We start from the raw sequence: 25,666 nt of genomic DNA, 5'->3' as shown, positions 1-25,666 counted from the left end.
AGCGATAACAGCAATAGAAAAGACCACGCGTACTTCGCGTGGTTTTTTTTTGTCAGGCTGATAACATCTTAGCTATATAAGATCAAAAGGAAGCTTCCCATGTTAATTGTGGTTTCACCGGCAAAAACTCTCGACTATGACTCTCCGTTGGCGACGGAATCTTTCACCCAGCCAGAGCTGACAGATCACTCGGCTGAGTTGATTGAGGTTTGCCGTGAGCTGACGCCAGCGCAGATCGCCAGCCTGATGAAGGTGAGCGATAAAATCGCCGGCTTGAATGCAGCCCGTTTTGCCGAGTGGCAGCCAGAATTTACGACAGACAATGCCCGCCAGGCGATTTTGGCCTTCAAAGGGGATGTGTACACCGGCTTGGCGGCCGAAACCATGAATGACGAGCAGTTTGCCTATGCCCAGCAGCATCTGAGAATGCTCTCTGGTCTTTATGGCCTGCTGCGCCCGCTTGACCTGATGCAGCCGTACCGCCTCGAGATGGGCACCAAGCTCGAGAACCCGCGTGGCACGAACCTATACCAGTTCTGGGGCAACATTATTACCGATAAGGTCAACCAGGCCTTGGCTGAGCAGGGCGACGATATCCTGATCAATCTGGCTTCGAATGAATATTTCAAGGCGGTGAAGCCTAAGCAGGTGGCCGGTAAAATCATCACCCCGGTTTTCAAAGATTGCAAAAACGGTACCTACAAGGTGATCAGCTTCTATGCCAAGAAGGCGCGTGGCATGATGGCGCGCTACATCATTGACAACCAAGTGGATTCAGTAGAAAAACTGCAGCAGTTTGATACCGCGGGTTACTACTTTGTGCCGGCAGAGTCGACAGCTACCGAGCTGGTGTTCAAGCGCGAAGAGCAATAATCACAACGGTATGCCGTGGTTACAGGAATAAAAAACGGGCTGGTATCTACCAGCCCGTTTTACTATTTGCTTACTGAAGAAAATGCCTTACTTCTTGGCTTTTTTCTTTTTCACTGCTGCTTTCTTTTTCGGATCTTTTTTCTTCTTCTTTTTCACCGTGGCAGGCTTTTTGTGCTGCGGGCGCATGCCATCAATAAAGCGCTCGGCCACTTCTTCTTTCATGTAACGGCCGACACGTTCGATCATTGCCTGATCGTGAGCTTCAATCAAAGAAACGGCAGTGCCTTTCTTGCCTGCGCGGGCAGTACGGCCGATACGGTGCAGGTAGACATCGGCGGTGCGTGGCATATCGAAGTTGATCACGTGGCTGATGTCCGGCAGATCGATACCACGGGCGGCAACGTCGGTGGCCAGCATGATGTTCACTTCTCCCTCGCGGAAACGGCGAATAGTGTTGTTACGTGACGCCTGGGCCATCTCGCCCTGGATCCAGCAGCATGGGATCTGCATTGCAGCCAGCTGATCACGCAGAGTAGCAAGACGTTCGCGGGTCTTGACGAAAATAATGGTGCGTTCAGCTTCGCCCTTGAGGATGTTTTCCAGCAGCGCCAGCTTGTGGGCCATGTCATCACAGCGGTGGTAGTACTGGTGGATCTTCTTGCGTTCGCGGCGTGGCGGCTCGGCATTGACTTCGACCGGCTCATTGAGGATGGTGTTCGAGAAGTCACGGACTCCTTTGCCTTCCAGCGTGGCTGAGAACAGCAAGCTTTGGCGGCGCCAGCGGCATTCGTTGTGAATACGCTCTACGGCTTTGCCAAAACCCATGTCCAGCATGCGATCGGCTTCATCGAGGATCAGGCACTCGATAGCACGGCAGTCGAAACGCTCGCTTTCGATGTACTCCATCAAACGGCCCGGTGTCGCCACCACGATATCCTGGGTTTTGCCCAGTAGCTCAGCATGCTCGTCGTAGGAGATCCCGCCGGTAATGGTGAATACCTTCAGCTGGGTGTGCTTGGCCAGCGCGCGCGCTTGGTCGGCAACCTGAATAGCCAGCTCACGGGTCGGGGTCAGAACCAGTACGCGTGCAGGTCCCGGCTTCTTGCGCGGGAAGTCCTGCAGGTGCTGGATCATCGGCAGAAGAAATGCTGCGGTTTTTCCGGTACCGGTAGGAGCGGACGCCAGTACATCACGGCCATCCAGCGCGTGCGGGATCGCCTCGGCCTGGATCACGGTTGGGCGATCGTAGCCGATATCTTCAATGGCCTGCAGCAGCTCGCTATCTAATTCTAATTCGGAAAAGTCTCTCACCAGTCATTTCTCCTTGGGAACTCAGGGCATCTTCCACCTGTTGGGGAAGCCTATAGAGCACGTGCAAAATACATAAGGGGCGGCATTATAGAGATAATTGCCGCAACGATCACCGATAAAAGTACAAAAACTTCTGCAAATCGCCAAACCGAATGCGGCAGTCCCGCTACATTTTCAGATAAAACGCCTTGGTTAGGGCAACAAAAGCTTTGCTGTACTCGCCGCTCTCGTGGATCACCAACTGCTCGTGTTGTGGCTCTGATGGGCTTGCAGCCAACGCGATCAGCAACCGGGTTGGGGCTTTACGCTCGGTGGTTTTTACTTCGCATACCCGTTGGCAGTATAGCTGGTGGGCGCGGGCGGCTTGGATCAGTTGCTCGCCTTCGTAAACCGGCAATATCAGGCTGGCGCTTCCTGTCGGGCTTAGCAGATAGCTGATGGCTGACAACAAGTCATGGTGCGACAGGGTATCTGTATGGCGCGCCGTCGCCCTGGATTGGCAGTCAGCTTGCTCGCCATGGTTGAAGTAGGGAGGGTTGCAGACAATCGCTGCAACGCTGCCCGCCGTCTGCTGGCTGGCCCAGTCTTGGACGCTTTGGTGTGCCAGCTCGATACGCGCTGGCCATGGAGAGTCGCTGAAGTTTTTCTGCGCTGCCGTGGCTGCTCCGCTGTCGATTTCAATAGCGGTAATGGGGTTGCCATTACTTGTCGTGCGCTGTGCGCTCATCAGTGCAAGCAGACCGCTACCGGTGCCAATATCGAGGATCTGGCCCGATCTCGGTAGCGTTGCCCATGCGCCGAGCATGACGCCATCGGTGCTGACGGGCATGCCACAGCCATGATCGTTGACATGGAACTGCTTGAAGGTGAACCCTTTTGCCATTGTGTTGCTGGACCTTGTTGTGTTTTTGACCAAGGCATTATAGCCCGCCCGAGATGAAATGCAGAATGGTAACCTTCTGTTGAATAGATGTTGCATAGTTATTAATTCTGTTTTTTATCTTTTTTATAACTCGCTTTTATTGGTCATATACTCCTCTCTGGGTTTTGTTTTTGGTGGTATATGCTGGTTTTTGAGTTTAACAGCCAAAGATTATGGTGTTTTTCACTGTGATATTGCTTGTTGAGTACTTTTTCGTCATTATGCTGCGAGCAAGGTCACATTCAGGTAATCCTTTTTTGTGGCCAAAAAAATAACAAAAGTTACAAATACAGCAGACATAACAAAGAGTGGAAGGTGCAGTTTGAAAAAGTCACTCAGTTTTACCGATATCATGGCGTTGGGTTTTATGACCTTCGCTTTCTTTTTGGGCGCCGGTAATATCATATTCCCGCCGCAAGCTGGCCAGCAGGCCGGTGATCACCTCGTTCCGGCGATGTTCGGGTTCCTGTCAACCGGTGTTACTTTGCCGCTCGTGGCGATTATTGCCGTGGCTGTGGCAGGCGGTTGGAAAGGCATGACCCAGGATTTGCCGTCCAAAGTCGCGACACTTCTTGCAGTACTGATTTTTATCGTGATCGGCCCTGCCTTTGCCGCACCACGTGCCGGTTTGGTGGCTTATGAAATGGGCGTGAAGCCATTCATTGCCGACGCAGGACAGCTTAGCCTTACTATTTTCTCTATCGTCTTTTTTGGCATCGCGATGTTCCTGTCCCGCTCGCGCGGTAACCTGGTTGATATGGTCGGTAAATTCCTGACTCCTATTTTGTTTATTGCCTTGGTTGTACTGGCAGTGAGCGTAGTGGCTAACCCGCAGGATGCAATTGAAGCGGCACGTGGCGATTATATCGATATGCCTTTCCTCAAAGGTTTCGTCGAAGGGTACAATACCCTGGATGCCGTGGCAGCTCTGCTGTTTGGTATGGTGATTGTCGATGCGGTACGCAGCAAGGGCGTGACCGATGAAACAGCAACCCGTAAATACTTGGTAATGGCAGGCCTTATTGCGGCTGCTGGCTTGGCGTTTGTTTACATTTCCCTGTTCTACTTGGGCGCTACCAGTGTGAATATCGCAGCCAATGCGTCAAACGGTGGCGACATTCTGGCGATTTACGTTGCGGCGCTGTTCGGCCCAGCAGGCCAGATGATGCTGTCACTGATTGTGTTGCTGGCGTGTTTGACCACTGTGGTTGGCCTGATCAGTGCGTGTTCTGAATATTTCTCATCATTGACAAGCTGGTCTTACGAAAAGTGGGCTGTGGTATTGTCAGTAACATGCTGTGTGGTTGCCAACGTTGGCCTTAACCAGCTGATTGTGCTGTCTCTGCCTGCTTTGTTTGCCCTGTACCCAATTGCGATGGCACTGGTTATTCTGACCTTTATCCGCCGTTGGTTGCCAAACCCTGCACTGTCCTACCGTGTGGTAATGCTGGTGGCACTGTCGTTCAGCATGATTGATGCGGCCAAGGTAGCAGGTTTCAATGTGTCGGCTTTCCGCGTATTGCCACTGTTTGACTACGGCATGGCGTGGCTGATGCCAACCTTCGCGGCATTGGTAGTGACTTACTTTGTTGGTTCGCAAAAAGCTGTTAAACAAGCACAGCAAGAAGGCCAAACGGTGTAACCGCTCAAATGCCAGTATGCAGTTAGCAAAAAGGGATGCCTCGGCATCCCTTTTGTCTTTTAGCGGTTACCCAAGTTAAAGGGAAACCGCTGTAGCGTTAAAGCGTTTCGCTATACTCGGTGAGGATTTGCTCACACCAGGTGGTGATGCGTTCATCGCTCAGCTCGTACTGGCTGTCTTCATCCAGTGCCAAGCCAACAAACAGTTTGCCGTCATCGGTCAAGGCTTTTGACGCTTCGAATTCATAGCCCTCGTTAGGCCAGTAGCCAACAAACTGGGCACCGGTAGGCAGTAGTTTCTCATGCAGCATGCCCATCGCATCGAGGAACCATTCGGTGTAGCCTTCCTGATCGCCAAGGCCGAACAGCGCCACGGTCTTGCCTTCTAGGCTCAGGCCATCAAGTTGCTCCCACACGGCTTCCCAGTCTTCCTGCAACTCACCGAAATCCCAAGTGGAAATGCCTAGGATCAGCATGTCGTACTGGTTCATTGCAGTGATGTCTGCTTCTTTGATGTTATGTAAATCAACCAGTTCGGCACCGATACAGTCGCGGATCTTTTCCGACGCCATTTCGGTATAGCAGGTGGTTGAGCCGTAGAATAAGCCAATCTTCATGCTGCTTGTCCAATGTGTAACGAATAAATGATAGGGGATTCTACCTAGCTTGGGCGGTCTTGACTATTTCTGAGTGATTGAGTCAGAAATTCCAGTAGCAAACGAGCTGGGTCGTTACATTTGCAGGGAAATCGTCTACCATTGAATACTGTTTATTTATCCATGTGTTTTATAGGCTATGCTTCATGACCTTTTGTTCATGCTCATTAGCCCGAAACGAACACCGAGGTTGTAGTGGAAAACGATGAAGTGATCATCGAGCGGTTTCTCGATGCGATGTGGATGGAGCGGGGTCTGTCTGAAAACACCCTGATGTCATACCGCAATGATCTGAAAAAGCTGGAAAACTGGCTCAAAGACCAAAGCCTGACCCTGGAAAAGGTGTCGACCGACGATCTGCAGCGCTATCAGCAGTGGTTGTTTGACGCCGATTATAAACAGACGTCGCGGGCCCGGATGGCATCGGCGATACGCCGATTGTTCCAGTATCTGAACCGGGAAAAGATGCGCGATGATGATCCCAGTGCCATGCTGGTCAGTCCCAAGCTGCCTAAGCGCCTGCCCAAGGATATTACTGAAGAGCAGGTTGATGCCTTGCTGTCGGCGCCTGATCCCAACGATCCGATTGAGCTTCGTGACAAGGCGATGCTTGAGCTGCTCTATGCGACCGGCTTGCGTGTGACCGAACTGGTGAGCCTGACCATGGAGAATGTCAGTCTGCGCCAGGGCGTGGTTCGCGTGATTGGTAAGGGTAATAAGGAGCGCTTGGTACCGATGGGGGAAGATGCCATCGACTGGATCGAGCAGTTCTTGCAAAGTGGTCGTCCGCAGCTCCTAGGTGAGAAAAGTTCGGATGTGGTCTTCCCGAGCAAACGCGCCAAGCAGATGACCCGCCAGACATTCTGGCACCGGATCAAGCACTATGCCGTGAAAGCGGGCATAGACGGTGATACCTTGTCGCCGCACGTGATGCGCCATGCCTTTGCGACCCATCTGCTCAATTACGGTGCTGATTTGCGTGTCGTGCAAATGTTGCTTGGTCATAGTGATCTGTCGACCACCCAGATCTATACCCATGTCGCAACCGAGCGCCTCAAGCAGCTTCACGGCGCGCATCACCCTCGTGCTTAGGTGGGCAATTTACCAGTATTGAAACGAAAGTCAGCCTGCATCTGCTTGATACTTGGGTATATACTAAAAGAGTGATACCAACCTTGGTAAATATTTGACCAATTACTCATTTAGGTTGGCATAGGATATTTTGCGGAATGTGAAATTTTTTTGCACTACAAGGGTCATATAGTTCACCAGTAGTGATGGGTGCTGGCGGTAAGCGTCACAGTCCGGCACGAATTTATTATTTTAAAGGAAAGAGTCGCATGCACTTTTTGGGTCGTACGTTACTTGCAACCGCAGTGGCAATGACAGCCTTCACGGCATCAGCCAAGCCAGACGAAGCAGCAATCACCAGCAAGTTGAGCAAACTGGGTTTGGTGCCGGTCACTATCAGTGCTTCGCCACTGCCTGGGCTCAATGAAGTCGTGACCGATCGTGGTATCTTCTATGTTTCGGATGATGGCGGACATTTTTTGCTTGGGCAGCTATATCAAGCAACAGATGCTGAGCCGGTGAACCTGACCGAACAGAAGATGGCCAAACTTAACAAGGCCAAGCTTGAAGGCATGGAAGATGAGATGATCGTCTATCCGGCCAAAGATGAAAAATATGTGGTGACGGTTTTCACTGATACCAGCTGTGGCTACTGCCGTAAGCTGCATAGTGAAATGCAGGCCTACAATGATGCCGGCATTACTATCCGTTACCTCGCTTTCCCACGCGGTGGTGAGCGTTCGCGTAACTTCGGTGAGATGGGTGCTATCTGGGGTGCCAAAGATCCTGCTAAGGCAATGGATCAAGCCAAAGAAGGTACTTTCAACCCGACGGGTATTGAGCAGCAGGGCGACTTGGTGAAGAAACACTATCAGCTGGGTGTGGCGATGGGCGTTTCCGGTACGCCTGCGATGATCCTGGAAGATGGCACTATGCTGCCTGGCTACCAGCCAGCGCCAATGCTACGCCAGATGCTGGATAACCGCAGCTAATTTGACGTTTGCTTAAGGTTATTGGTCTTAAAGCCCTGGTACTACCAGGGCTTTTTTATGTCCGAAATTCTGTTGCCCACTCGGGCCCAGTGCCTATAATGGCTAGATGCGCATATGCCTAAGTCTCCTTTAACTTACCCTGCCGAATAGATAATCCCGATGATTGAAATAAAACGCCGCCCAGAAGCCGACACCAGTCAATTTACCGAAGCTACTCCACCAATCCTTCAACGGATTTATGCAGCTAGGGGGATTTCCAGTGAAGCGGAGCTAGAGCGTGGGGTGCGTGGTCTGCTGGGATATAACCAGCTGCATGGTATTGAACCGGCGGTGACATTGCTCAAACAGGCACTGGCCGAGCAGCGCCGTATCATCGTGGTGGGTGATTTTGATGCTGATGGAGCAACCAGCTCCGCGCTGTCGGTACTGGCACTGCGCATGCTCGGTAGCCGAAATGTTGATTACCTCGTCCCTAACCGCTTCGATGATGGTTATGGTTTGAGCCCGGAAGTGGTCGAGCAGGCGGCAGAGCGCGGTGCTGAACTGATCATGACGGTGGATAACGGGGTGTCCTCTATCTCCGGGGTGGCGGCAGCCAAGGAGCGCGGTATCCAGGTGCTGGTGACTGATCACCACTTGCCGGGGGATACCCTGCCAGAAGCGGATGCGATCGTGAACCCAAACCTGCATGAATGTGATTTTCCATCCAAGGCGTTGTGTGGTGTGGGCGTTGCTTTCTACCTGATGCTGGCAGTGCGAGCATCGCTGCGCGAGGATAATTGGTTTGCCGATCAGGGGCTGCCGGAACCGAATTTGGCCGAGTTATTGGATTTGGTCGCATTGGGCACTGTCGCCGATGTAGTGGCATTGGATGGCAACAACCGTATTTTAGTCCATCAGGGCTTGCAGCGTATCCGTGCTGGCAAGTGCCGACCGGGGATCCGCGCCTTGATTGAAGTGGCTAACCGCGATCCGGCCCGCCTGGTGGCGACGGATTTGGGCTTTGCTCTGGGTCCGAGGATCAATGCCGCCGGACGTTTGGATGATATGTCTTTCGGCGTTGAGCTGCTGCTGTGTGACAACATTCAGGCGGCGCGCCGGATGGCTACCGAGTTGGATGCCTTGAACCAGACCCGCAAGGAAATCGAGCAGGGTATGAAGGAAGAAGCGGTAGCGATTTGCGAGCGCCTCAAGTTCAACCAGCAGGATATGCCTTATGGTTTGGCCCTGTTCCAGCGTGACTGGCATCAGGGAGTGATCGGTATTTTGGCCTCGCGGATCAAGGAGCAGTACCACCGCCCGGTGATTGCCTTTGCCGATGCCGGCAATGGTGAAATCAAGGGGTCATGCCGCTCTATTCCCGGTTTGCATATGCGTGATGTGCTTGATTTGATTGATACCCAGAACCCGGGGATGATCCTCAAATTTGGTGGTCATGCCATGGCTGCGGGTTTGACTATTCCCGAACCCAAGCTCGAGGCGTTCAGCCAAGCGTTTGATCAGGCGGTGCGCGCCGAGCTCGACGAGGATGCCTTGCGCGGGGTATTGCTCAGCGACGGCGAGCTGATGCCGCAGGATCTCAATTTGCAGACAGCGGAAGTGCTACGAGCCGGTGGGCCGTGGGGGCAGCAGTTCCCAGAGCCTATGTTTGATGGCCGGTTCCGTTTGCTGCACCAGAAGCTGGTGGGCAGTAAACACCTTAAGATGATGCTTGAGCCTGTCGCGGGTGGTAGCGTGATTGATGCAATTGCCTTTAATGTTGATGTCCGCCGCTGGCCGGATGCTTCGGTCCAACAGGTTGAGCTAGCTTACCGACTTGATGTCAACGAGTTCCGCGGTAACCGCAGTGCCCAGCTGTTGGTAGAGCACATCACGGCGCTGTAGTTTGTTCTTGTTCAATCTGATCTGGCAGGCCAAATGGGCGCTGTCGGCACGCTGGTGACAGGGAATTTTGCTGAAATATGGCTTCTCTGTTACCGGCGGCTTTTTTGTGATCGGGTTAATAAAATAATTTCACCGTTTCCCTTCCCTTTTCCCTGTATATTCTATCTACAATTCGATAGAATCCTCCGGTTATGTCCATTTCGGCTATGAAGAGTGGCAATGTTCGAGATTAATCCTATTAAAAACCGACTTGAGGATGTATCAGCACGTACTGACGTCCTTAGGGGGTACCTTTGACTATGATGCCAAGAAAGAGCGTCTAGAAGAGGTCAATGCAGAATTAGAGCAACCTGATGTATGGAACGAGCCAGAGCGCGCACAGGCGCTGGGTAAAGAGCGTTCATCATTAGAAGCGATTGTAGATACCATCGACCAGTTGGACCAAGGCGTTGAAGACGTTGAAGGTCTGCTTGAGCTGGCAGTGGAAGAAGAAGACCAAGAGACATTCGACGAGATCGAACCTGAACTCGCCGAGCTAGAAAGCAAGCTGGCCAAGCTTGAGTTCCGTCGTATGTTCTCTGGCGATCACGATAGCTCTGACTGCTACATCGACCTGCAGGCAGGTTCGGGCGGTACAGAAGCACAGGACTGGACATCGATGATGCTCCGCATGTACCTGCGCTGGGCGGAGGCCAAAGGCTTCAAAACCGAAGTGATCGAAGTTTCCGAAGGTGATGTGGCTGGCCTGAAGTCGGCAACAGTTCGCATCAGCGGTGAGTACGCCTACGGCTGGTTGCGTACCGAGACCGGTGTACACCGTCTGGTGCGTAAGTCACCATTCGATTCGGGTGGCCGTCGCCATACGTCTTTCTCTTCTGCGTTTATCTACCCGGAAGTGGATGACAATATCGATATCGATATCAACCCTTCTGATCTGCGTATTGACGTATACCGTGCCTCGGGTGCCGGTGGTCAGCACGTTAACACCACCGAATCGGCGGTACGTATTACTCACGTGCCAACCAACACTGTGGTGCAGTGTCAGAACGACCGTTCTCAGCACAAGAACAAAGACCAGGCGATGAAACAGTTGAAAGCAAAACTGTTCGAGCTTGAGATGCAGAAGCAGAATGCTGAGAAGCAGGCCAACGAAGACGCCAAGTCTGACATTGGCTGGGGTAGCCAGATCCGTTCTTACGTGCTGGATGACTCCCGTATCAAAGATTTACGTACCGGGGTGGAAAATCGTAACACCCAGGCCGTACTTGACGGCGATTTAGACCGTTTTATTGAAGCCAGCCTGAAATCAGGTCTGTAACCGACTCCGGTTAAAACATTTAAGGGTTAACCCATGACTGATCAATTACAAGATGAGAATAAGCTGATTGCTGAACGTCGCGCGAAATTGGATAAAATCCGCGAAAACTGCAAGGCAAACGGCCACCCGAATGATTTCCGTCGCGATAGCCTAGCGGCAGATCTGCAGGCTAAATACGGCGAACTAAGCAAAGAAGAGCTTGCTGAAGCGGGTCACGTAGTGGCGATTGCTGGCCGTATCATGGCTAAGCGTGGTCCATTCCTGGCAATCCAGGACGTTTCTGGCCGCATTCAGGCATACGCCGACAAGAATGTTCAGAAAGAGCTGAAAGAGAAATACGCTGGCCTTGATATCGGTGACATCATCGGTGTTAAAGGTGCCCTGCACAAGTCAGGCAAGGGTGATCTTTACGTCAACATGGACGAGTACGAGCTGCTGACCAAAGCACTGCGTCCTCTTCCAGAGAAGTTCCACGGTCTGACTGACCAGGAAATGCGTTACCGCCAGCGTTACGTTGACCTGATCGTGAACGACGATTCTCGCAACGCGTTCATCATCCGTTCTAAGCTGGTGGCGGCAATCCGTAACTTCATGATGTCGAAAGGCTACCTTGAAGTTGAAACGCCAATGATGCACGTGATCCCGGGTGGTGCGACGGCGCGTCCGTTCATCACCCGTCACAATGCGCTGGATATCGATATGTATTTGCGTGTTGCCCCTGAGCTGTACCTGAAGCGTTTGGTTGTAGGTGGTTTCGACCGTGTATTCGAAATCAACCGCAACTTCCGTAACGAAGGTCTATCGCCTCGCCACAACCCAGAATTCACCATGATGGAATTCTACCAGGCATACGCGGACTACAAAGATCTGATGGATCTGACCGAAGAGATGCTGAGCACTGTGGCAATGGATGTACTGGGTTCAACCTCTATGCCTTATGGCGACGAGACCGTTGAGTTCGGTGGCACTTACGCGCGCATGAGCATGTTCGAGGCGATCAAGCACTACAACCCGAACCACGAGCAGATCCAGGCCCTGACTGAAGAAGATCTGCAGAACCGCGAGCTGATGGTTTCTATTGCCAAGTCTGTTCACGTTGAAGTGGAAGACTTCTGGACATGTGGCCAGCTGCTTGAGGAAATCTTCGGTGAAACTGCTGAGCCTAAACTGATCCAGCCAACCTTCATCACTGGCTATCCAGCGGATATCTCGCCACTGGCTCGCCGTAGCGACGACAACCCGTTCTTTACTGACCGTTTCGAGTTCTTCATCGGTGGCCGTGAAGTAGCTAACGGCTTCTCTGAGCTTAACGATGCAGAAGATCAGGACGCACGTTTCAAGGCGCAGGTTGAAGCGAAAGACGCAGGTGATGACGAAGCGATGTTCTACGATGCGGACTACATTACCGCGCTAGAGCACGGCTTGCCGCCAACAGCAGGTCAGGGTATCGGTATCGACCGCCTGGCAATGCTGTTCACCAATACTCACACTATCCGTGATGTGCTGTTGTTCCCGGCAATGCGCCCGCAGAACAACAACGCATAAGCCTCGCTTATCGTGATTGATGAAGCCACCCTCCGGGGTGGTTTTTTTATATCTGCAATATGAGTTTGCGAGCGGAAATGCGCTCTATGTGGAAGAAGAACAAAGCTGGTTAACTTATAATCACCTTGTAAAAGTTTAATAAATATAAGGGATTATAATGAAATATCGATTGGCGACGTTGGCTGTGGCCGGTTCTTTATTGGTTGGCTGTAGTTCTTTGCAGATGGTACCGCCGCAGAGTGACTACCAGGGAAACTTACCAGAGGTATACAAACAGGAATTGAATCAACTCAATTCCTTGCCCAGTACACCGTTTCGGGGAGGTGTCCAGATCTACTACTTCGATAATGATGCGTCGTTGTTGACGATAATTTATCGTCTACCCAACCCGAGATGGTCGTGGAATTTGGGCCAGCAAGAGTTTGAGCAGGAGGAATTTCCGACTATTTGCCAGCAGCTTGGACACGAAATTCAGCAGGGTCTAGGCGTGCGATATTGGTTCTCTGGCGGAGGGGGCTTTTTGACCAATATTGTGACTGACGAGACTTGCCGCTCTCTTTCTTCATAACGACTTTGTTAGTTCTATTGAGTCAGCCTTAGCTCATTAAGGTGGCATTAATGGCTTTTCTGAATAGGATCAGGAAGGCCATTTTTTATGGTTTCCAATAATGAAAGTTGGTGGAAAATTGTTCTTATAGTGAACTTTTGGGTGTGACCAAGCACACGTTTTACGTAATTGATAACTTTGCAAATAAAGCAATATGTTGCCACATATTCTGCTATTGATGGTGTGAATAAGTTGCCGTTTTGCATGGGTTTTAGTGTTTTGTTTTGTGTTTTTTATTCTATGTCGATAATTAATATTGTGTTTCAACTGTAGCTAAATTGTAAAAATTGTTCTTTTAAGTTTGTTTTGGCTGTGTAAAATGACGCCCAATCTCGCGATAAACAGCGGGAACAGGAAGTAAACAGAGTTTTTACAAGCACAACAGACTGGAGATGGACGATGAAGAAATCGCTATCAGGAAAGATATTTACAGGCTTGTTTGCCGGCCTGATCCTCGGTACGGCAATTCAATACCTGTTTAACGGCGTGACCTTGATGGATACCTATGTGCTCGGCCTAGCGGAAGGTGCTGGCGGCATGTTTGTCTCACTGATCAAACTATTGGTTGTTCCTTTGGTGTATGTGTCGATTGTTTGCGGCATTGTCGAGCTGAAAGACATCACTGCGTTTGGTCGCCTTGGTGGTAAAACTTTTGCTCTCTACATTATCAATACCATCATCGCGATTACGGCAGCCCTGACAATTGGGATGATTATCCAGCCGGGCGCAGGTGCCAACTTGGCAGGAACCGTGACTGAAGCGGTGCAGCTGACGACCACCGAGACGCCGGATATTTTCTCGCTGATTGTTAACATCGTACCGAGTAACCCGGTTCAGGCTTTCGCCAACGGCGATATGCTGCAGATCATCTTCATGGCTATCCTGACAGGCTTGGCGATCCAGGCGCTGGATACCCGCGGCGGCCCTGCGATCAAGACCTTCAAAATGGCCAACGAAGTGATGATGAAACTGGTTGGTTTGGTGATGAGCCTGGCACCATTCGGTGTGTTTGCCCTGATGATCCAGCTGGGCGCGACATTGGATGCCAATACCCTGATGTCGGTTGCTGGTTATGTGGCACTGGTTGTGTCAATGCTAGTGTTCTGGATTTTCTTCTTCTACCCAATGATGGTTGGCCTGACAACCGGTATCAAGCCGAGTGCGTTCCTGCGTCATACCCGTGAGCAAATTCTGTTCTCGCTATCAACAGCAAGCTCGAACGCAACCATTCCGGTAACCATGCGTACTCTGACTGACAAGATTGGTGTATCTAAGTCTGTGGCTGGTTTTGGTGTGCCATTGGGTGCGACCATGAACATGTCTGGGGTATCTATCTACATCGCACTGGCAACCCTGTTCGTGGCCAATGCGTTCGGCCAGCCAATCAACAGCGCTGATATCTTTACCCTAGGTCTGACTATCCTGCTGCTTTCTATCGGTGCCGGTGGTGTACCGGGCGGTGGTGTGGTGATGGTCGGTGTACTTCTTCACCAACTAGGCCTACCGCCTGAAGGTTTGGCTATTATTGCCGCGGTTGACCGTATCAATGATATGTTCTGTACCAGCTCTAACGTTGTTGGTGACACTGCGGTAAACACCATTGTTGCCAAATCTGAGAACGAGATTGGTACAGCTGAAGTTGAAACCGAATCTCAACCTGAGCAGGTGACCGTTAGCTAAAGCTAGGTCTCAAAGGGATGAAATATGAAAGCGCCTTAGGGCGCTTTTTTTATTTGCGTCCAAAATTTCTTCCCTCCGCCAGACTTGACTACAATTTTAATATTAAATTAATTGCGCATTAGTCAAATCATGGTTGTTAGTTGGTAGCGGTATTGCCTTTAGTGTGGGTTATTATCCAAGTGGGAAATCGCACAACTAGCAAAAAGGGTTGCTCTGGCCGGGAAGGGATTGCGGATGAAAAGAACACAGGGAAACAGTTCTATCTTGGGGACATTGGTGATTTTGGGGGGTGGGACTCCGACTTGGATAAGCGTGTTGGAAAAAGCGGGCTGGGCTTGCCATCGCTGCTACGATCTCCGGGCGGCAGAATCACTGATGTTGGAAATCGGTCCCTGTATTGGCGTGGTCGATCTCACCCGTGATGATTTTAGTTTGCAAGGGGTTGCCGGGCTGGTCAATCGCAATAAACAGGTACGCTGGCTGGCGCTGGTACAGGAGCGGCAGCTAGCTCATGATTCTATCTGCCAGTTCATTGTGAATTTCTGCATTGATTACTTCACCGACCCTGTGCCCGAGTCCCAACTACTTGGGACTATTGGGCACCAGCTGGGTATGTTGCAGCTAGAGCACCGGGTATGGCCGCAACTTGGCGTGTTTGGTCAATCCGGCCTGCAGGGGGAGCAGGCAGCAATGAAGAAGCTGCGCCATCACGTCAAGCGCATTGCCATGGCTGATGTTCCTGTTTTGGTCCAGGGCGAGATAGGAACCGGCAAAGAGCTGGTTGCCCAGGCGATCCATCAAGCCTCGACCAGAGGCAAGGGGGCGTTTGTCAGCGTGAATTGTGAATCTCTGCCTGATAGCTGGATGGTCGAAACCAATACAGGCAAGACAGAGCAGTGTTGTCTGGAAGCGGCTGATGGTGGCGTACTGTTTTTAGATGAAATCACCCAACTAGATCTCCCCCGCCAGCAAGAATTGGTTCGCCTGCTGGAAGATGAGGCCTTTACTACCGAAACGGGCCGCAAGGTCTCGGCAGATATTCGATTGATAGTCTCTACCCGCTATAGCCAAGAAGAGCTGATGGAATCTGGCCTGTTGTGTGAGGAGCTATACTTCCGTCTCAATGCCCTTGGCGTTATGGTGCCGGCCCTGCGCGAGCGGGGCGAGGATATCGTATTGCTGGCTGAGTTTTTTATGCTGAAATTCGCCCGTCAGTATAACAGCCCTGTGAAGCAACTTTCGCCGGAAGCCGGCCAGTTGTTGGTCAGTTATTCATGGCCCGGTAATGTCAGGGAGATGATTGGCCATATCAAGCGGGCTATCTTGTTGGCCGATGACAAGATACTCGAAGCGGATCATCTCGATCTGCCAAGGGTCATGGATGACAAACAGAGCCTGAAAAAAATTCGTGCGGACTCCGAGCGGGGAGCGATCCTAGCTGTGCTTGAGAACAACAAAGGCCAGATTTCCGCGGCAGCACGGGAGCTCGGGGTGTCAAGGGCAACCATGTACCGGTTATTGAATAAACATGATCTTGTACCGCCGCCCAAGCATTTCCGCCAAAGCTGATCCGGAGCCATGCTCTGCAATCTTTTTTGATATAGGGGATTTATTCACCAATTCGTTCCTGTTGGGGGATGAATGCAGAATATTGTTGTTTTTATATTCACAATCCAGCCTAAGTGGTTGTTTTATACTCATGGCTTGTTACAATGACCCCATATTTCACATCTTCATAACTTATTACCGGAGGAACTGATATGCAAAGTAGTATCTTTATGTCGCACACCTGTTCGTTCGGTGATACCTGCGCCAAACCAAATCATTAACGGCAATCCGCTGTGTAAATGGGCCGCGGATTTCTGTCGCGGCTAGTTAAGTTTTGCTTATGTTGTCAGCCTGATCGGCAGGATCTGTGTCCCTCTTATTAACTTTAAATTAAATGGAGAGCACAATTATGCGCCACTCAGTCTATTTACGCCTTGCAGTCTTTCTTGTTCAACTTGATGTTAAACGTGAGGATGCCCTATGGCGGCGTGAACACCGTCGTATCCAAATCAACCTGCCATACCACCTATCAGAGCATTTGCTTAAAGATATGGGGATTGATAAAGACCACCGTATTGCGCAAGACCTCTTGAACACATCGGCCGGTCGTAAGGTGCGTCATTTGAGACGGGAATACAAATCTAGACTTGTCACGTAACGCTTCCCCCCGTAAATGGTTTGCGGGGGGAGAGAAATATGATCAACTGTTAGCAATAGGTATAGGCCGTCACGGCTTGTAACATTTACCAACGCTTTGCGACGAATGTGGCCTAGAGCCCATGGAGAGGGTTAGGTAAAGTAGCCGGGCATCAACAAAGGTGTCTACCTAAGTTGGTTGAGCTAATGTTTTTCGGCCCCCGTATTACGGGGGCTTTTTTTTGTCTGTCGTTTACCAGGGGAGGGGATCACGGACAAGGGTTGGAATATTGGGTGCCAACTTCCTGTAGGTCTTGTAGGACCGCTTCAGTCAGTTCGACATCCAGACTGTCGATATTGGCATTGACTTGTTCGAGAGTGGTGGCACCGATGATATTGCTGGCAACGAAAGGACGTTGGTTGACGAATGCTAACGCCATTTGGGCCGGATCCAAACCATGCTTATGAGCAACGTTGACATAGGCTTCGGTGGCGGCAATGCCCTGTGGCTTGAAATAGCGCGAGAAGCGTTCGAACAAGGTACAGCGTGCCCCTTCCGGACGAGCACCGTTGAGGTACTTGCCACTGAGAGTACCGAACGCAAGTGGTGAGTAGGCCAGCAGCTCTACCCCCTCATGGTGGCTGATTTCCGACAACCCGACTTCGAAGCTGCGGTTGAGCAGGTTATACGGGTTCTGGATGGTGACCACACGAGGCAAATTGTGCTTTTCCGCCAGACGCAGGAACGACATCACGCCCCAAGGGGTTTCGTTGGAAAGACCGATGTACCGGATCTTCCCGGCCCGGACCAGTTCATCCAGGGCGGCGAGCGAGTCGGTCAGGGTAACCCCGGAATGATCTTCCTGGTATTGGTAGTTGAGTTGACCAAAGCAGTTGGTTTCCCGCTGCGGCCAATGGATTTGGTACAGATCGATATAGTCGGTTTGTAGCCGGTTCAGGCTAGCTTCTACCGCATCGTGAATATTTCGCCTGTCGAGGGCCATTTCTGGTCGGATATAAGGCGTATTACGCGGCCCAGCCACTTTAGTTGCTAAGACCACCTTGTCTCTGTGGCCAGTTTTTTTCAACCAGTTACCAATATAGGTTTCGGTTAACCCTTGGCTCTTGGCATTGGGAGGAACAGGGTACATTTCTGCGGTATCGATAAAGTTGATCCCGCGTTCAAAGGCCAAATCAAGTTGGCTATGTGCCTCTTGCTCGTTGTTCTGTTCACCGAAGGTCATGGTGCCGAGGCAGATCTTGCTGACCTCAAGGTTCGAGTGTGGGATCTTGTGGTATTTCATTAGCCCTCCTTGGACTCAGCAGATGTTCTTGTTTCGACTATAGCGCGAGTTCCAGAGTGTGAGAAGTCCCACAACACCCTACCGAGTCTCTATCCTGATCTTGCTGGGTGGAGGATTGTGACCAATAGTTAAGCTTTATAGGATGGGCAATGTTGGGGAGAGGCGATAATGAAGCTGTCACAGTTGAAGCACTGGACAAAAGCAGGCAACGGGGCTATCCCCGCGTGTATCCTGACAAGCTACGCAGGGTGTTCCGATTACTTGATTGAGGTTGAGTACAAACATCACCTTGAGCCGCTCAAGACCGATAGCGGTGAGATGGTCAAGTTCCAGTCGATTGAGCAGGCAGGGGATCTATTGCGGCCGCTGGGGATCACCAGTGTGACGCTCAGGGTCATTGATCCCTATGACGAATTCTCGCCTGATGGCCAGGTGAGTAACTGCCGGGAAGACATGACAATCGCACTCTAGGATGCCAACAGGATTACAGGATAAAATACTTTTCCAGCAGGCCGGCAGTGAAATGGGTTTTGAGGTAAAAGCCACGCGGCAGGGTTTTGATCGGCTGGCCATTGGCCCCATAGGCTTCCGTCAGTGCTTTGCTGTTGGCTGCTTTCGGGCGTAGCTGCAATACTTCGCCATGACGCGCAGTGATTTGTTCAACCTGGCCTAGCACTATCATATCCATCAACTCTTCCCAGTCCTGCCGAAGCTGCTGTTCTTCCTCTGGTGATGGGCTCCATAAAAGCGGCGATCCGACATGGCGATCCGCCAAAGGGATATCCCGCTCTCCTTCCACCGGGATCCACAGCACCCGGGCAAGCTTGTGGCGGATATGACTGTTTTCCCAACGTAATCCTTGTAGACCGATCAGCGGTGCAACGCAGACAAAAGTGGTTTCAAGGGGCTTGCCATGATAACCCACGGGGATCGTCTTGAGTTCAATGCCAAGCTCGGCAAAGTCTGGTACAGGTTTGCTGCCAGCCGTGGCCCCGAGGTGCCATTCCAGCAGTTGCCCTACCCAGCCTTTATCCCGACGCAGATCAGGCGGGACAGTGATATTGGCCATGTGCGCTAGCTCACCGAGGGTCATCCCGGCCAGTGCATTGGCTCGCGTCAATAATTCCTGTTCTGTCTTTGGCGTCGGTTGCATGTGGTCTACCTTCTTTGTGGCAGGCGATCCTATCATAGCTGTATTCAAGGATCCTATTATCTAGTTATCCACAGGCATGAGGGTGAAAAAACTTTATTTGGTTGAATATGTATTTTTATACAGGGGTTGGTTGCTAATTTGACCAGTGGTGTGATGGTTTTTTGAGTGGTTGATGCTTTTTGATGTGGATAAAATGATGGGTGGTTGATCTTTGACCGATCTAGAGTTGTGGCAGAAATGATCTTGTCACAATTGAAGGTGAATATTCATTATTGCTGATTTAGTCTATGTTTATTAAGGTTTTTTGCTTTGTTGCTGGTGAGGTTTTATGACTGGCTCTACAGCAAGATTAGAACAGTAACTCACTGGATTGACGGCTTCTTCACAATTCTATCCACAGAAATCGTGTATAAATGTGGGCTGGGTCTCATTGTGGTGTTTATAAAGTAGCCAGGAGCTGAAAGTTATCCAGATTATGAGGCTTGGCTAGGAAAATAGAAGGATAAATAACAATGTTTGTTTACCCATTGGATTGTCTGTGAAAAAATCACTATTAATAGAGATTTAATTGAGGTCGTCCAGTGATTGATGGCGATGGGTACCGCCCAAATGTGGGTATTGTGATCTGTAATAGCCATGGCCAAGTATTCTGGGCTCGACGATATGGACAACATTCCTGGCAGTTTCCGCAAGGTGGCATCGACGAGGGGGAAACCCCTGAACAGGCCATGTTCCGGGAGCTTTACGAGGAAGTAGGGCTAACTAAGAAGGATGTACGTATTGTGGCGTCAAGCCGCCATTGGCTTCGCTACAAGTTACCCAAGCGACTGGTGCGCTGGGATTCTAAGCCAGTTTGTATCGGGCAAAAGCAGAAATGGTTTCTGCTCAGTCTAGAGTGCGATGAGTCAAAGGTGAACATGCAGCGTGGCAGCACGCCTGAATTCGATGGTTGGCGATGGGTCAGCTATTGGTATCCGGTGCGGCAGGTTGTGTCTTTCAAGCGAGATGTCTATCGCAGAGCATTAAAAGAATTTGCTGCCATAGCAATGCCTTTTAAAGAGCGCAAAGAACGAAAAAAGCGCCGGGGCAAACGCGGCTAGGCCAGTTGGTAGGGAGCGGGGCGGATTATGCTGACGCAACTAAGAGAAATTGTTGAAAAGGTGGCGACGGCCCCGAGTCTGCTTGATGCCCTGGAACAACTGGTGATCAGCACCTGCAAGGCAATGAAAACCGAGTGTTGCTCGGTGTATATTGCCGATCAGCAGCGCCAGCGCTTTACTTTGATGGCAACCAAGGGGCTGAGAAAGCCCCACCGTCATGTCGGCCTGCCTTTCGGCCAGGGTTTGGTGGGTCTGGTTGCCGACAGGGCCGAACCGATTAATGTCGCCGATGCGCGACACCACCCCCACTTCAAACACCTTCCCGGCATCGGGGAAGAGTCATTCAGTTCCTTTTTTGGTACACCGATCATACACCAGCGCCAAGTGCTGGGTGTGCTGGTGATCCAGCAGCGTGAACAACGTGAGTTCGACGAAAGCGAAGAGTCGTTCATGGTTACCTTGGCCGCGCAGCTGGCGGTGTTACTGGCCCATGCCAAGGCACAGGGGATGTGGCCGGATCAGCACAACGGTTTGCACCTCGTCGGCTCGGCGGCGTCAACCGGAGTCGCGGTTGCCCGCGCGTGGTGGGATGACAACCAGCCGCGTTTAGAGCTGGTGGCGCCGGCCTCCTGTTTGGATCGTGAGGAAGAGCAAGAGCGTTTAAGTATCGCCATTGAGCTGGCAAGTGCTGAATTCCGTCGCCTGCGCAAGCGCTTTGACAGTGAGCTGCACAAGGAAACTTTGGCGATTTTCGATTTGTTCAGCCACCTGCTCAATGATCCCATGCTGCGCAAGGATCTGTTCCATAAGATCGCCGGCGGTGATTTGGCCGAATGGGCGATCCGCCAAGTGGTCGAAACCTATTCTGCCCGCTTTGCCAATATGGAAGATGCCTACCTCAAGGAGCGGGCACAGGATATCCGTGAACTTGGTCAGCGGCTGTTGTTCTTTTTGGCCAATGAAGAAGTTACCGAGCATGCCTGGGATGAGCCGGTGGTGCTGTTGACCCGTGAGCTGACTGCTGCCATGTTGGCCAGTGTCCCTCGCGATAAACTGGCTGCCGTGGTATCGCAGGAAGGTGCTGCGAACTCCCATGCCGCGATACTCTCCCGCGCCCTCGGGATCCCTGCGGTAATGGGGGTTGATTTTGTGCCGGAGAAAATTCACAACAGTCAGGTCATTGTCGATGGCTACCGGGGCGATCTACTGGTCAACCCCAACCGCCACGTGTTGGCTGAATATCTTCGCCTGCAAAAGGAAGAACAAGAGCTGGCCGCGGTTGTCGAAACCGGGCTGGATAAACCTGCGGCGACGCTGGATAACGAGCGGATCAATATTTTCCTCAATGCCGGGCTCAGTGCCGATACCAGTATCGCGGTTAACCGTGGTGTTGATGGGGTAGGGCTGTACCGTACCGAAGTGCCTTTCTTGCTGCAGCGCAGCTTCCCGTCAGAAGAGGAACAGACTCAGCAATACCAGTCGATCCTCGAGACTTATTGCGGCAAGCCGGTAGTGATGCGTACCTTGGATATTGGCGGGGATAAACCCTTGCCGTATCTGGCCATCGAAGAAGACAACCCCTTCCTCGGTTGGCGTGGGATCCGCTTTACCCTTGATCACCCGGAAATCTTTCTGATCCAGGTGCGGGCGATGCTCAAGGCCAGTATCGGCCATGACAACATGGATATCCTGCTACCGATGATTTCCGGGATTGCCGAACTGGACGAATCGTTGACCCTTATCGAGCGGGCCTACACCGAGGTGGCGAAAACGGCTGCCGAGCAGGGACATGTACTGCGCCGGCCACGGATCGGGATCATGATTGAAGTCCCATCCATTCTTTACCAGTTGCCGGTCTTGAAAGGGCGGGTGGACTACATTTCTGTTGGTAGCAATGACTTAACCCAATATTTGTTGGCTGTTGACCGGAACAATTCGCGGGTTGCCGGTGTCTATGATGCACTGCATCCGTCGGTGATCCATGCACTCAAGCATATTATTGACGTCAGTCAGCAGCTGCAACTGCCGGTCAGTGTCTGCGGTGAGTTAGCCGGTGATCCTATAGGTGCCTTGTTGTTGGTGGGAATGGGTTACCGTTCGCTGAGTATGAATACCCGTAATGTGGCGAAGATAAAATACATGCTGCGCCACGTATCGGTGAGTGATATGCAGCAGTTGGCGGATTTCGCCCTATCGGCAACTTATGCCGATGAAGTACGGCGCAATACGATTGAATTTGTCGATGGCCATGGCTTGGGCGGTTTTATCCGTGCCGGTAAGTAGCCTTGTTGTTTTGTTGTTGGTGTGAGTAGTATGGCCGACATTTTGTCTATCTATGGCAGCGAACTGTGGGTGTTCGGCTGTTGTTTGCTTCTTGGCGCGGTTGTGGGGATTCTAGCTGGCTTGCTGGGTATCGGCGGAGGTTTGCTGGTGGTACCAGCTCTGGTCTGGTTGCTGCCCCAAGCTGGTATCGAAGCCAATTTGGTGATGCATATTGCGCTCGGGACATCCCTCGCCAGTATCGTGCTGACATCGGGCTCCTCGGCCCGGAATCACTTCCGGCTCGGCAATGTGGATTTATCCATTGTCCGCAGCTTGGCACCGGGTGTGGTAATGGGGGGGCTGGGTGGCAGTTTTGTCGCTGAGTTGGTGCCTTCCTCGATGCTGCCGAAAATCTTTGCCATTATTGTGTTATTGCTGGCCACTCAAATGTTGCTGTCGATGCGTTTTAGCGGCAAGCGCGATTTGCCCGGAAATATGGGAACATTCTGCTCTGGTGGGGTGATTGGTGTGGTGTCCAGTTTGGCCGGGATCGGTGGTGGTTCACTGACCGTACCGTATCTTAATTGGCATGGGGTGGAAATGCGCCGGGCTATTGGATGTGCCTCGTTTTCCGGTGCATTGATTGCGATTGCGGGAATGACGGGGTTTGTCTTGGCCGGGGTCGGAGAGCAAACCTTGCCACCGATGAGCTTGGGTTACGTCTATTTGCCTGCATTGCTCGGTATTGTACTGGTGTCGATGCAGACAACACGTTTTGGCGCTGCGTGGGTGAGCCATTTGCCAACACCGGTACTAAAGAAAATTTTTGCTGTTTTTTTACTGTTTGTCAGTATCAAAATGTTTATGGGGTAGTCATCATAGGCATATTGCCTGTGAAGTATAGAGATAAGATTGATGAGCCAAGGTTATTTAACGTTTCCGAATATTGATCCGGTGTTGATTGAGATCGGGCCGTTAGCCATCCGCTGGTATGGCATGATGTATTTGTTGGGGTTTGTATTTGCCATGTGGTTGGCCAACCGCCGTGCTGACAAGCCGGGCAGTGGCTGGACCCGAGAGCAGGTCAGTGACTTGTTGTTTGCCGGTTTCCTCGGCGTGGTATTGGGCGGCCGTATTGGCTATGTGCTGTTCTACAATTTCCCATTGTTCTTGGACAACCCGCTTTACTTGTTCAAGGTATGGACCGGAGGGATGTCGTTCCACGGCGGTCTGCTCGGTGTGATTGCGGCGATGTTCTGGTATGCCTACAAGAACAACCGTACCTTCTTCAACGTTGCTGACTTTATTGCGCCGTTGGTGCCTTTCGGCCTTGGCGTTGGCCGTTTGGGTAACTTCATCAATGGTGAGTTATGGGGTAGGGTAACCGATTCGCCATGGGGAATGGTCTTTCCGACCGGTGGACCGCTACCGCGCCACCCGTCACAGTTGTACGAGTTTTTCCTTGAAGGACTGGTGCTGATGATCATCCTCAATGTGTTCATCCGCAAGCCTCGTCCTGCCGGCGCGGCCTCGGGCTTGTTCCTGTTCGGTTACGGCAGCTTCCGCTTTATCGTCGAGTATTTCCGCGAACCGGATGCGCACCTTGGCTTGTTCGGTGGATGGATCAGTATGGGACAAATCCTATCGTTGCCAATGGTCATTGGTGGCGCCCTGATGATGCTGTGGGCCTATAAGTGCCAGCCGAAAGGTAAGACAGCCTAATACTCAACAAATGACTATAGGGCAGCCTCTGGGCTGCCTTTTTTGTATCTGGCGATAATATCTCCCTGAATAATTCGTGGTTTCGTGTAGAATTAGCCGCACTTGAATTTAGAACTAAGGCCAGCGGAACCATGAAACAATATCTCGCGCTTTGCCAGCGCATTGTGGACGAAGGAGTATGGGTTGAGAACGAGCGAACAGGCAAGCGATGCCTGACAGTGATCAATGCCGACTTGAATTATGATGTGGCCAACAACCAGTTTCCGCTGATCACTACCCGCAAGAGTTTCTGGAAAGCGGCGATTGCCGAGATGCTGGGTTATATCCGCGGCTACGACAATGCGGCGGACTTCCGTGCTCTGGGTACCAAAACCTGGGATATGAACGCCAACGACAATGCCGCTTGGCTGGCAAATCCGCATCGCAAGGGTGAGGACGATATGGGCCGCGTCTACGGCGTACAGGGCCGCAGCTGGCAAAAGCCTGATGGCAGCACTATCGACCAGTTGCGCAAAATTGTCGACAACCTGAGCAAGGGCATTGATGACCGCGGCGAGATCCTGACCTTCTACAACCCGGGCGAGTTCGATATGGGCTGCTTGCGCCCGTGTATGCACACCCACACTTTCTCTTTGGTTGGTGACACCCTTCACCTGACTAGCTACCAGCGCTCTTGTGATGTCCCATTGGGGCTGAACTTCAACCAAATTCAGGTTTTTGCCCTGTTGGCACTGGTGGCCCAGATCACCGGCCACAAACCAGGACAGGCATACCACAAGATCGTCAATGCCCACATCTACGAAGATCAGCTAGAGCTGATGCGTGATGTTCAGCTAAAACGCGAGCCGTTCCCATCGCCGCAGCTGAAAATCAACCCGGACATTAAATCGCTGGAAGATCTGGAAACCTGGGTGACCATGGACGACTTTGAGGTAGTGGGTTACCAGCATCACGACCCGATCAAGTACCCTTTTTCTGTATAGAAACCTTGCTGCGGGTAACAAAATATTGCCGCAGAAACATTTTCATGCCCCTAAAAGCCCCTTTTTGGGGCTTTTTTGTAGGTAAAAAGCGGTAAAGAGCTGCGGAACTATGGTGTGATGGCACTATGGTTTAGCACCTAGAATATTCGAATCGGGAGGGACTTTGGCGAACAAAAATGAAGAGAGGTTACTTGACTTAAAGAGCCTTTTGAGAAAACTTGCACAGCACCACAGCACCACAGCACCACAGCACCACAGCACCACAGCACCACAGCACCACAGCACCACAGCACCACAGCACCACAGCACCACAGCACCACAGCACCACAGCACCACAGCACCACAGCACCACAGCACCACAGCACCACAGCACCACAGCACCACAGCACCACAGCACCACAGCACCACAGCACCACAGCACCACTTTCTGTAGATAGCAAAAAACCCGCCGGAGCGGG

General features: G+C 51.6%; 23 protein-coding genes. 18 read left to right on the top strand and 5 right to left on the bottom strand.

Features of this window, described 5'->3' with window-relative positions; genetic code table 11:
- Positions 1 to 99: 99 nt before the first annotated feature.
- Positions 100 to 873: a peroxide stress protein YaaA gene (gene yaaA / locus ACXAD4_RS15935; RefSeq protein WP_475242619.1), complete on the top strand. Its 774-nt coding sequence runs from the start codon at positions 100 to 102 to the stop codon at positions 871 to 873.
- An 87-nt stretch (positions 874 to 960) separates the two neighbouring features.
- On the opposite strand, the gene srmB is transcribed toward yaaA, so the two are convergent.
- Entirely contained in the window at positions 961 to 2,184 is a 1,224-nt protein-coding gene (gene srmB, locus ACXAD4_RS15930) for an ATP-dependent RNA helicase SrmB (RefSeq protein WP_475242618.1), read from the bottom strand.
- 166 nt (positions 2,185 to 2,350) lie between these two features.
- A complete protein-coding gene (locus tag ACXAD4_RS15925) occupies positions 2,351 to 3,067 on the bottom strand; it encodes a tRNA1(Val) (adenine(37)-N6)-methyltransferase (RefSeq protein WP_475242616.1) in 717 nt (238 codons plus the stop codon).
- 361 nt (positions 3,068 to 3,428) lie between these two features.
- On the opposite strand from ACXAD4_RS15925, the gene brnQ reads away from it, so the two are divergent.
- Positions 3,429 to 4,748, top strand: a complete 1,320-nt coding sequence (brnQ, locus tag ACXAD4_RS15920) for a branched-chain amino acid transport system II carrier protein (protein ID WP_475242615.1) — start codon at positions 3,429 to 3,431, stop codon at positions 4,746 to 4,748.
- A 97-nt stretch (positions 4,749 to 4,845) separates the two neighbouring features.
- Here brnQ and fldB read toward each other — a convergent pair whose 3' ends face one another.
- Entirely contained in the window at positions 4,846 to 5,364 is a 519-nt protein-coding gene (gene fldB, locus ACXAD4_RS15915) for a flavodoxin FldB (protein ID WP_475242614.1), read from the bottom strand.
- Between the two features lie 234 nt (positions 5,365 to 5,598).
- Between fldB and xerD the strand changes: the two genes are divergently transcribed.
- The 9 genes from xerD to ACXAD4_RS15870 all read left to right on the top strand — a co-directional run bounded on the left by xerD (position 5,599) and on the right by ACXAD4_RS15870 (position 16,706).
- A complete protein-coding gene (gene xerD, locus ACXAD4_RS15910) occupies positions 5,599 to 6,495 on the top strand; it encodes a site-specific tyrosine recombinase XerD (RefSeq protein WP_475242612.1) in 897 nt (298 codons plus the stop codon).
- Between the two features lie 248 nt (positions 6,496 to 6,743).
- The gene (gene dsbC, locus ACXAD4_RS15905; protein ID WP_475242610.1) at positions 6,744 to 7,466 is read left to right on the top strand and encodes a bifunctional protein-disulfide isomerase/oxidoreductase DsbC; all 723 of its coding nucleotides are present in this window, start codon (positions 6,744 to 6,746) and stop codon (positions 7,464 to 7,466) included.
- Between the two features lie 159 nt (positions 7,467 to 7,625).
- A complete protein-coding gene (gene recJ / locus ACXAD4_RS15900; RefSeq protein WP_475242609.1) occupies positions 7,626 to 9,350 on the top strand; it encodes a single-stranded-DNA-specific exonuclease RecJ in 1,725 nt (574 codons plus the stop codon).
- Between the two features lie 219 nt (positions 9,351 to 9,569).
- A protein-coding gene (gene prfB / locus ACXAD4_RS15895) for a peptide chain release factor 2 (protein ID WP_317524507.1) occupies positions 9,570 to 10,668 on the top strand; the annotation gives its coding sequence in 2 pieces (ribosomal slippage) (positions 9,570 to 9,644 and positions 9,646 to 10,668; 1,098 coding nt in all).
- Between the two features lie 33 nt (positions 10,669 to 10,701).
- Positions 10,702 to 12,213, top strand: a complete 1,512-nt coding sequence (gene lysS, locus ACXAD4_RS15890; protein ID WP_475242608.1) for a lysine--tRNA ligase — start codon at positions 10,702 to 10,704, stop codon at positions 12,211 to 12,213.
- A gap of 157 nt (positions 12,214 to 12,370) precedes the next feature.
- Positions 12,371 to 12,781: a hypothetical protein gene (locus ACXAD4_RS15885; RefSeq protein ID WP_475242607.1), complete on the top strand. Its 411-nt coding sequence runs from the start codon at positions 12,371 to 12,373 to the stop codon at positions 12,779 to 12,781.
- Between the two features lie 438 nt (positions 12,782 to 13,219).
- Positions 13,220 to 14,500 carry a dicarboxylate/amino acid:cation symporter gene (locus ACXAD4_RS15880; RefSeq protein WP_475242605.1) on the top strand — a complete coding sequence of 427 codons (1,281 nt, stop codon included), beginning with the start codon at positions 13,220 to 13,222 and terminating at the stop codon, positions 14,498 to 14,500.
- A gap of 234 nt (positions 14,501 to 14,734) precedes the next feature.
- Positions 14,735 to 16,069: a sigma-54-dependent transcriptional regulator gene (locus ACXAD4_RS15875; protein WP_475242603.1), complete on the top strand. Its 1,335-nt coding sequence runs from the start codon at positions 14,735 to 14,737 to the stop codon at positions 16,067 to 16,069.
- 388 nt (positions 16,070 to 16,457) lie between these two features.
- On the top strand, positions 16,458 to 16,706 hold the full coding sequence (locus ACXAD4_RS15870; RefSeq protein ID WP_475242602.1) for a hypothetical protein: 249 nt from the start codon (positions 16,458 to 16,460) through the stop codon (positions 16,704 to 16,706).
- Positions 16,707 to 16,953: 247 nt separating this feature from the next.
- On the opposite strand, the gene ACXAD4_RS15865 is transcribed toward ACXAD4_RS15870, so the two are convergent.
- Positions 16,954 to 17,988, bottom strand: coding sequence for an NADP(H)-dependent aldo-keto reductase (locus tag ACXAD4_RS15865; RefSeq protein WP_475242601.1), 1,035 nt, complete (start codon positions 17,986 to 17,988; stop codon positions 16,954 to 16,956).
- Between the two features lie 168 nt (positions 17,989 to 18,156).
- Between ACXAD4_RS15865 and ACXAD4_RS15860 the strand changes: the two genes are divergently transcribed.
- Positions 18,157 to 18,459, top strand: coding sequence for a DUF6482 family protein (locus ACXAD4_RS15860; protein ID WP_475242600.1), 303 nt, complete (start codon positions 18,157 to 18,159; stop codon positions 18,457 to 18,459).
- 13 nt (positions 18,460 to 18,472) lie between these two features.
- On the opposite strand, the gene mutH is transcribed toward ACXAD4_RS15860, so the two are convergent.
- On the bottom strand, positions 18,473 to 19,141 hold the full coding sequence (gene mutH / locus ACXAD4_RS15855) for a DNA mismatch repair endonuclease MutH (protein ID WP_475242598.1): 669 nt from the start codon (positions 19,139 to 19,141) through the stop codon (positions 18,473 to 18,475).
- A gap of 581 nt (positions 19,142 to 19,722) precedes the next feature.
- On the opposite strand from mutH, the gene rppH reads away from it, so the two are divergent.
- From rppH to ACXAD4_RS15825, 6 genes are all read left to right on the top strand, one after another.
- A complete protein-coding gene (rppH, locus tag ACXAD4_RS15850) occupies positions 19,723 to 20,241 on the top strand; it encodes an RNA pyrophosphohydrolase (protein ID WP_475242597.1) in 519 nt (172 codons plus the stop codon).
- Between the two features lie 27 nt (positions 20,242 to 20,268).
- Positions 20,269 to 22,524, top strand: a complete 2,256-nt coding sequence (gene ptsP, locus ACXAD4_RS15845; RefSeq protein WP_475242596.1) for a phosphoenolpyruvate--protein phosphotransferase — start codon at positions 20,269 to 20,271, stop codon at positions 22,522 to 22,524.
- Between the two features lie 30 nt (positions 22,525 to 22,554).
- A complete protein-coding gene (locus tag ACXAD4_RS15840; protein ID WP_475242594.1) occupies positions 22,555 to 23,376 on the top strand; it encodes a sulfite exporter TauE/SafE family protein in 822 nt (273 codons plus the stop codon).
- A 42-nt stretch (positions 23,377 to 23,418) separates the two neighbouring features.
- On the top strand, positions 23,419 to 24,225 hold the full coding sequence (gene lgt, locus ACXAD4_RS15835) for a prolipoprotein diacylglyceryl transferase (protein ID WP_107300369.1): 807 nt from the start codon (positions 23,419 to 23,421) through the stop codon (positions 24,223 to 24,225).
- A 131-nt stretch (positions 24,226 to 24,356) separates the two neighbouring features.
- Positions 24,357 to 25,208 (top strand): thymidylate synthase, encoded by an 852-nt coding sequence (locus ACXAD4_RS15830; RefSeq protein WP_475242592.1) that lies wholly within the window; start codon positions 24,357 to 24,359, stop codon positions 25,206 to 25,208.
- 208 nt (positions 25,209 to 25,416) lie between these two features.
- Positions 25,417 to 25,641: a hypothetical protein gene (locus ACXAD4_RS15825; RefSeq protein WP_475242591.1), complete on the top strand. Its 225-nt coding sequence runs from the start codon at positions 25,417 to 25,419 to the stop codon at positions 25,639 to 25,641.
- Positions 25,642 to 25,666 lie beyond the last annotated feature (25 nt).

This window comes from Photobacterium sp. AWH4_225 (assembly GCF_056158405.1).
The sequence above is the reverse complement of the archived record's forward strand: the minus strand, read 5'-3'. Positions and strand labels throughout refer to the sequence as shown.

Coding starts and splice junctions, on each gene's coding strand:
- ptsP (WP_475242596.1), top strand. CDS start 20,269: ATGCTGACGCAACTAAGAGAAATTGTTGAAAAGGTGGCGACGGCCCCG.
- ACXAD4_RS15860 (WP_475242600.1), top strand. CDS start 18,157: ATGAAGCTGTCACAGTTGAAGCACTGGACAAAAGCAGGCAACGGGGCT.
- ACXAD4_RS15925 (WP_475242616.1), bottom strand. CDS start 3,067: ATGGCAAAAGGGTTCACCTTCAAGCAGTTCCATGTCAACGATCATGGC.
- ACXAD4_RS15830 (WP_475242592.1), top strand. CDS start 24,357: ATGAAACAATATCTCGCGCTTTGCCAGCGCATTGTGGACGAAGGAGTA.
- mutH (WP_475242598.1), bottom strand. CDS start 19,141: ATGCAACCGACGCCAAAGACAGAACAGGAATTATTGACGCGAGCCAAT.
- ACXAD4_RS15840 (WP_475242594.1), top strand. CDS start 22,555: ATGGCCGACATTTTGTCTATCTATGGCAGCGAACTGTGGGTGTTCGGC.
- ACXAD4_RS15870 (WP_475242602.1), top strand. CDS start 16,458: ATGCGCCACTCAGTCTATTTACGCCTTGCAGTCTTTCTTGTTCAACTT.
- ACXAD4_RS15865 (WP_475242601.1), bottom strand. CDS start 17,988: ATGAAATACCACAAGATCCCACACTCGAACCTTGAGGTCAGCAAGATC.
- recJ (WP_475242609.1), top strand. CDS start 7,626: ATGATTGAAATAAAACGCCGCCCAGAAGCCGACACCAGTCAATTTACC.
- fldB (WP_475242614.1), bottom strand. CDS start 5,364: ATGAAGATTGGCTTATTCTACGGCTCAACCACCTGCTATACCGAAATG.
- lgt (WP_107300369.1), top strand. CDS start 23,419: ATGAGCCAAGGTTATTTAACGTTTCCGAATATTGATCCGGTGTTGATT.
- lysS (WP_475242608.1), top strand. CDS start 10,702: ATGACTGATCAATTACAAGATGAGAATAAGCTGATTGCTGAACGTCGC.
- ACXAD4_RS15880 (WP_475242605.1), top strand. CDS start 13,220: ATGAAGAAATCGCTATCAGGAAAGATATTTACAGGCTTGTTTGCCGGC.
- ACXAD4_RS15885 (WP_475242607.1), top strand. CDS start 12,371: ATGAAATATCGATTGGCGACGTTGGCTGTGGCCGGTTCTTTATTGGTT.
- dsbC (WP_475242610.1), top strand. CDS start 6,744: ATGCACTTTTTGGGTCGTACGTTACTTGCAACCGCAGTGGCAATGACA.
- yaaA (WP_475242619.1), top strand. CDS start 100: ATGTTAATTGTGGTTTCACCGGCAAAAACTCTCGACTATGACTCTCCG.
- ACXAD4_RS15875 (WP_475242603.1), top strand. CDS start 14,735: ATGAAAAGAACACAGGGAAACAGTTCTATCTTGGGGACATTGGTGATT.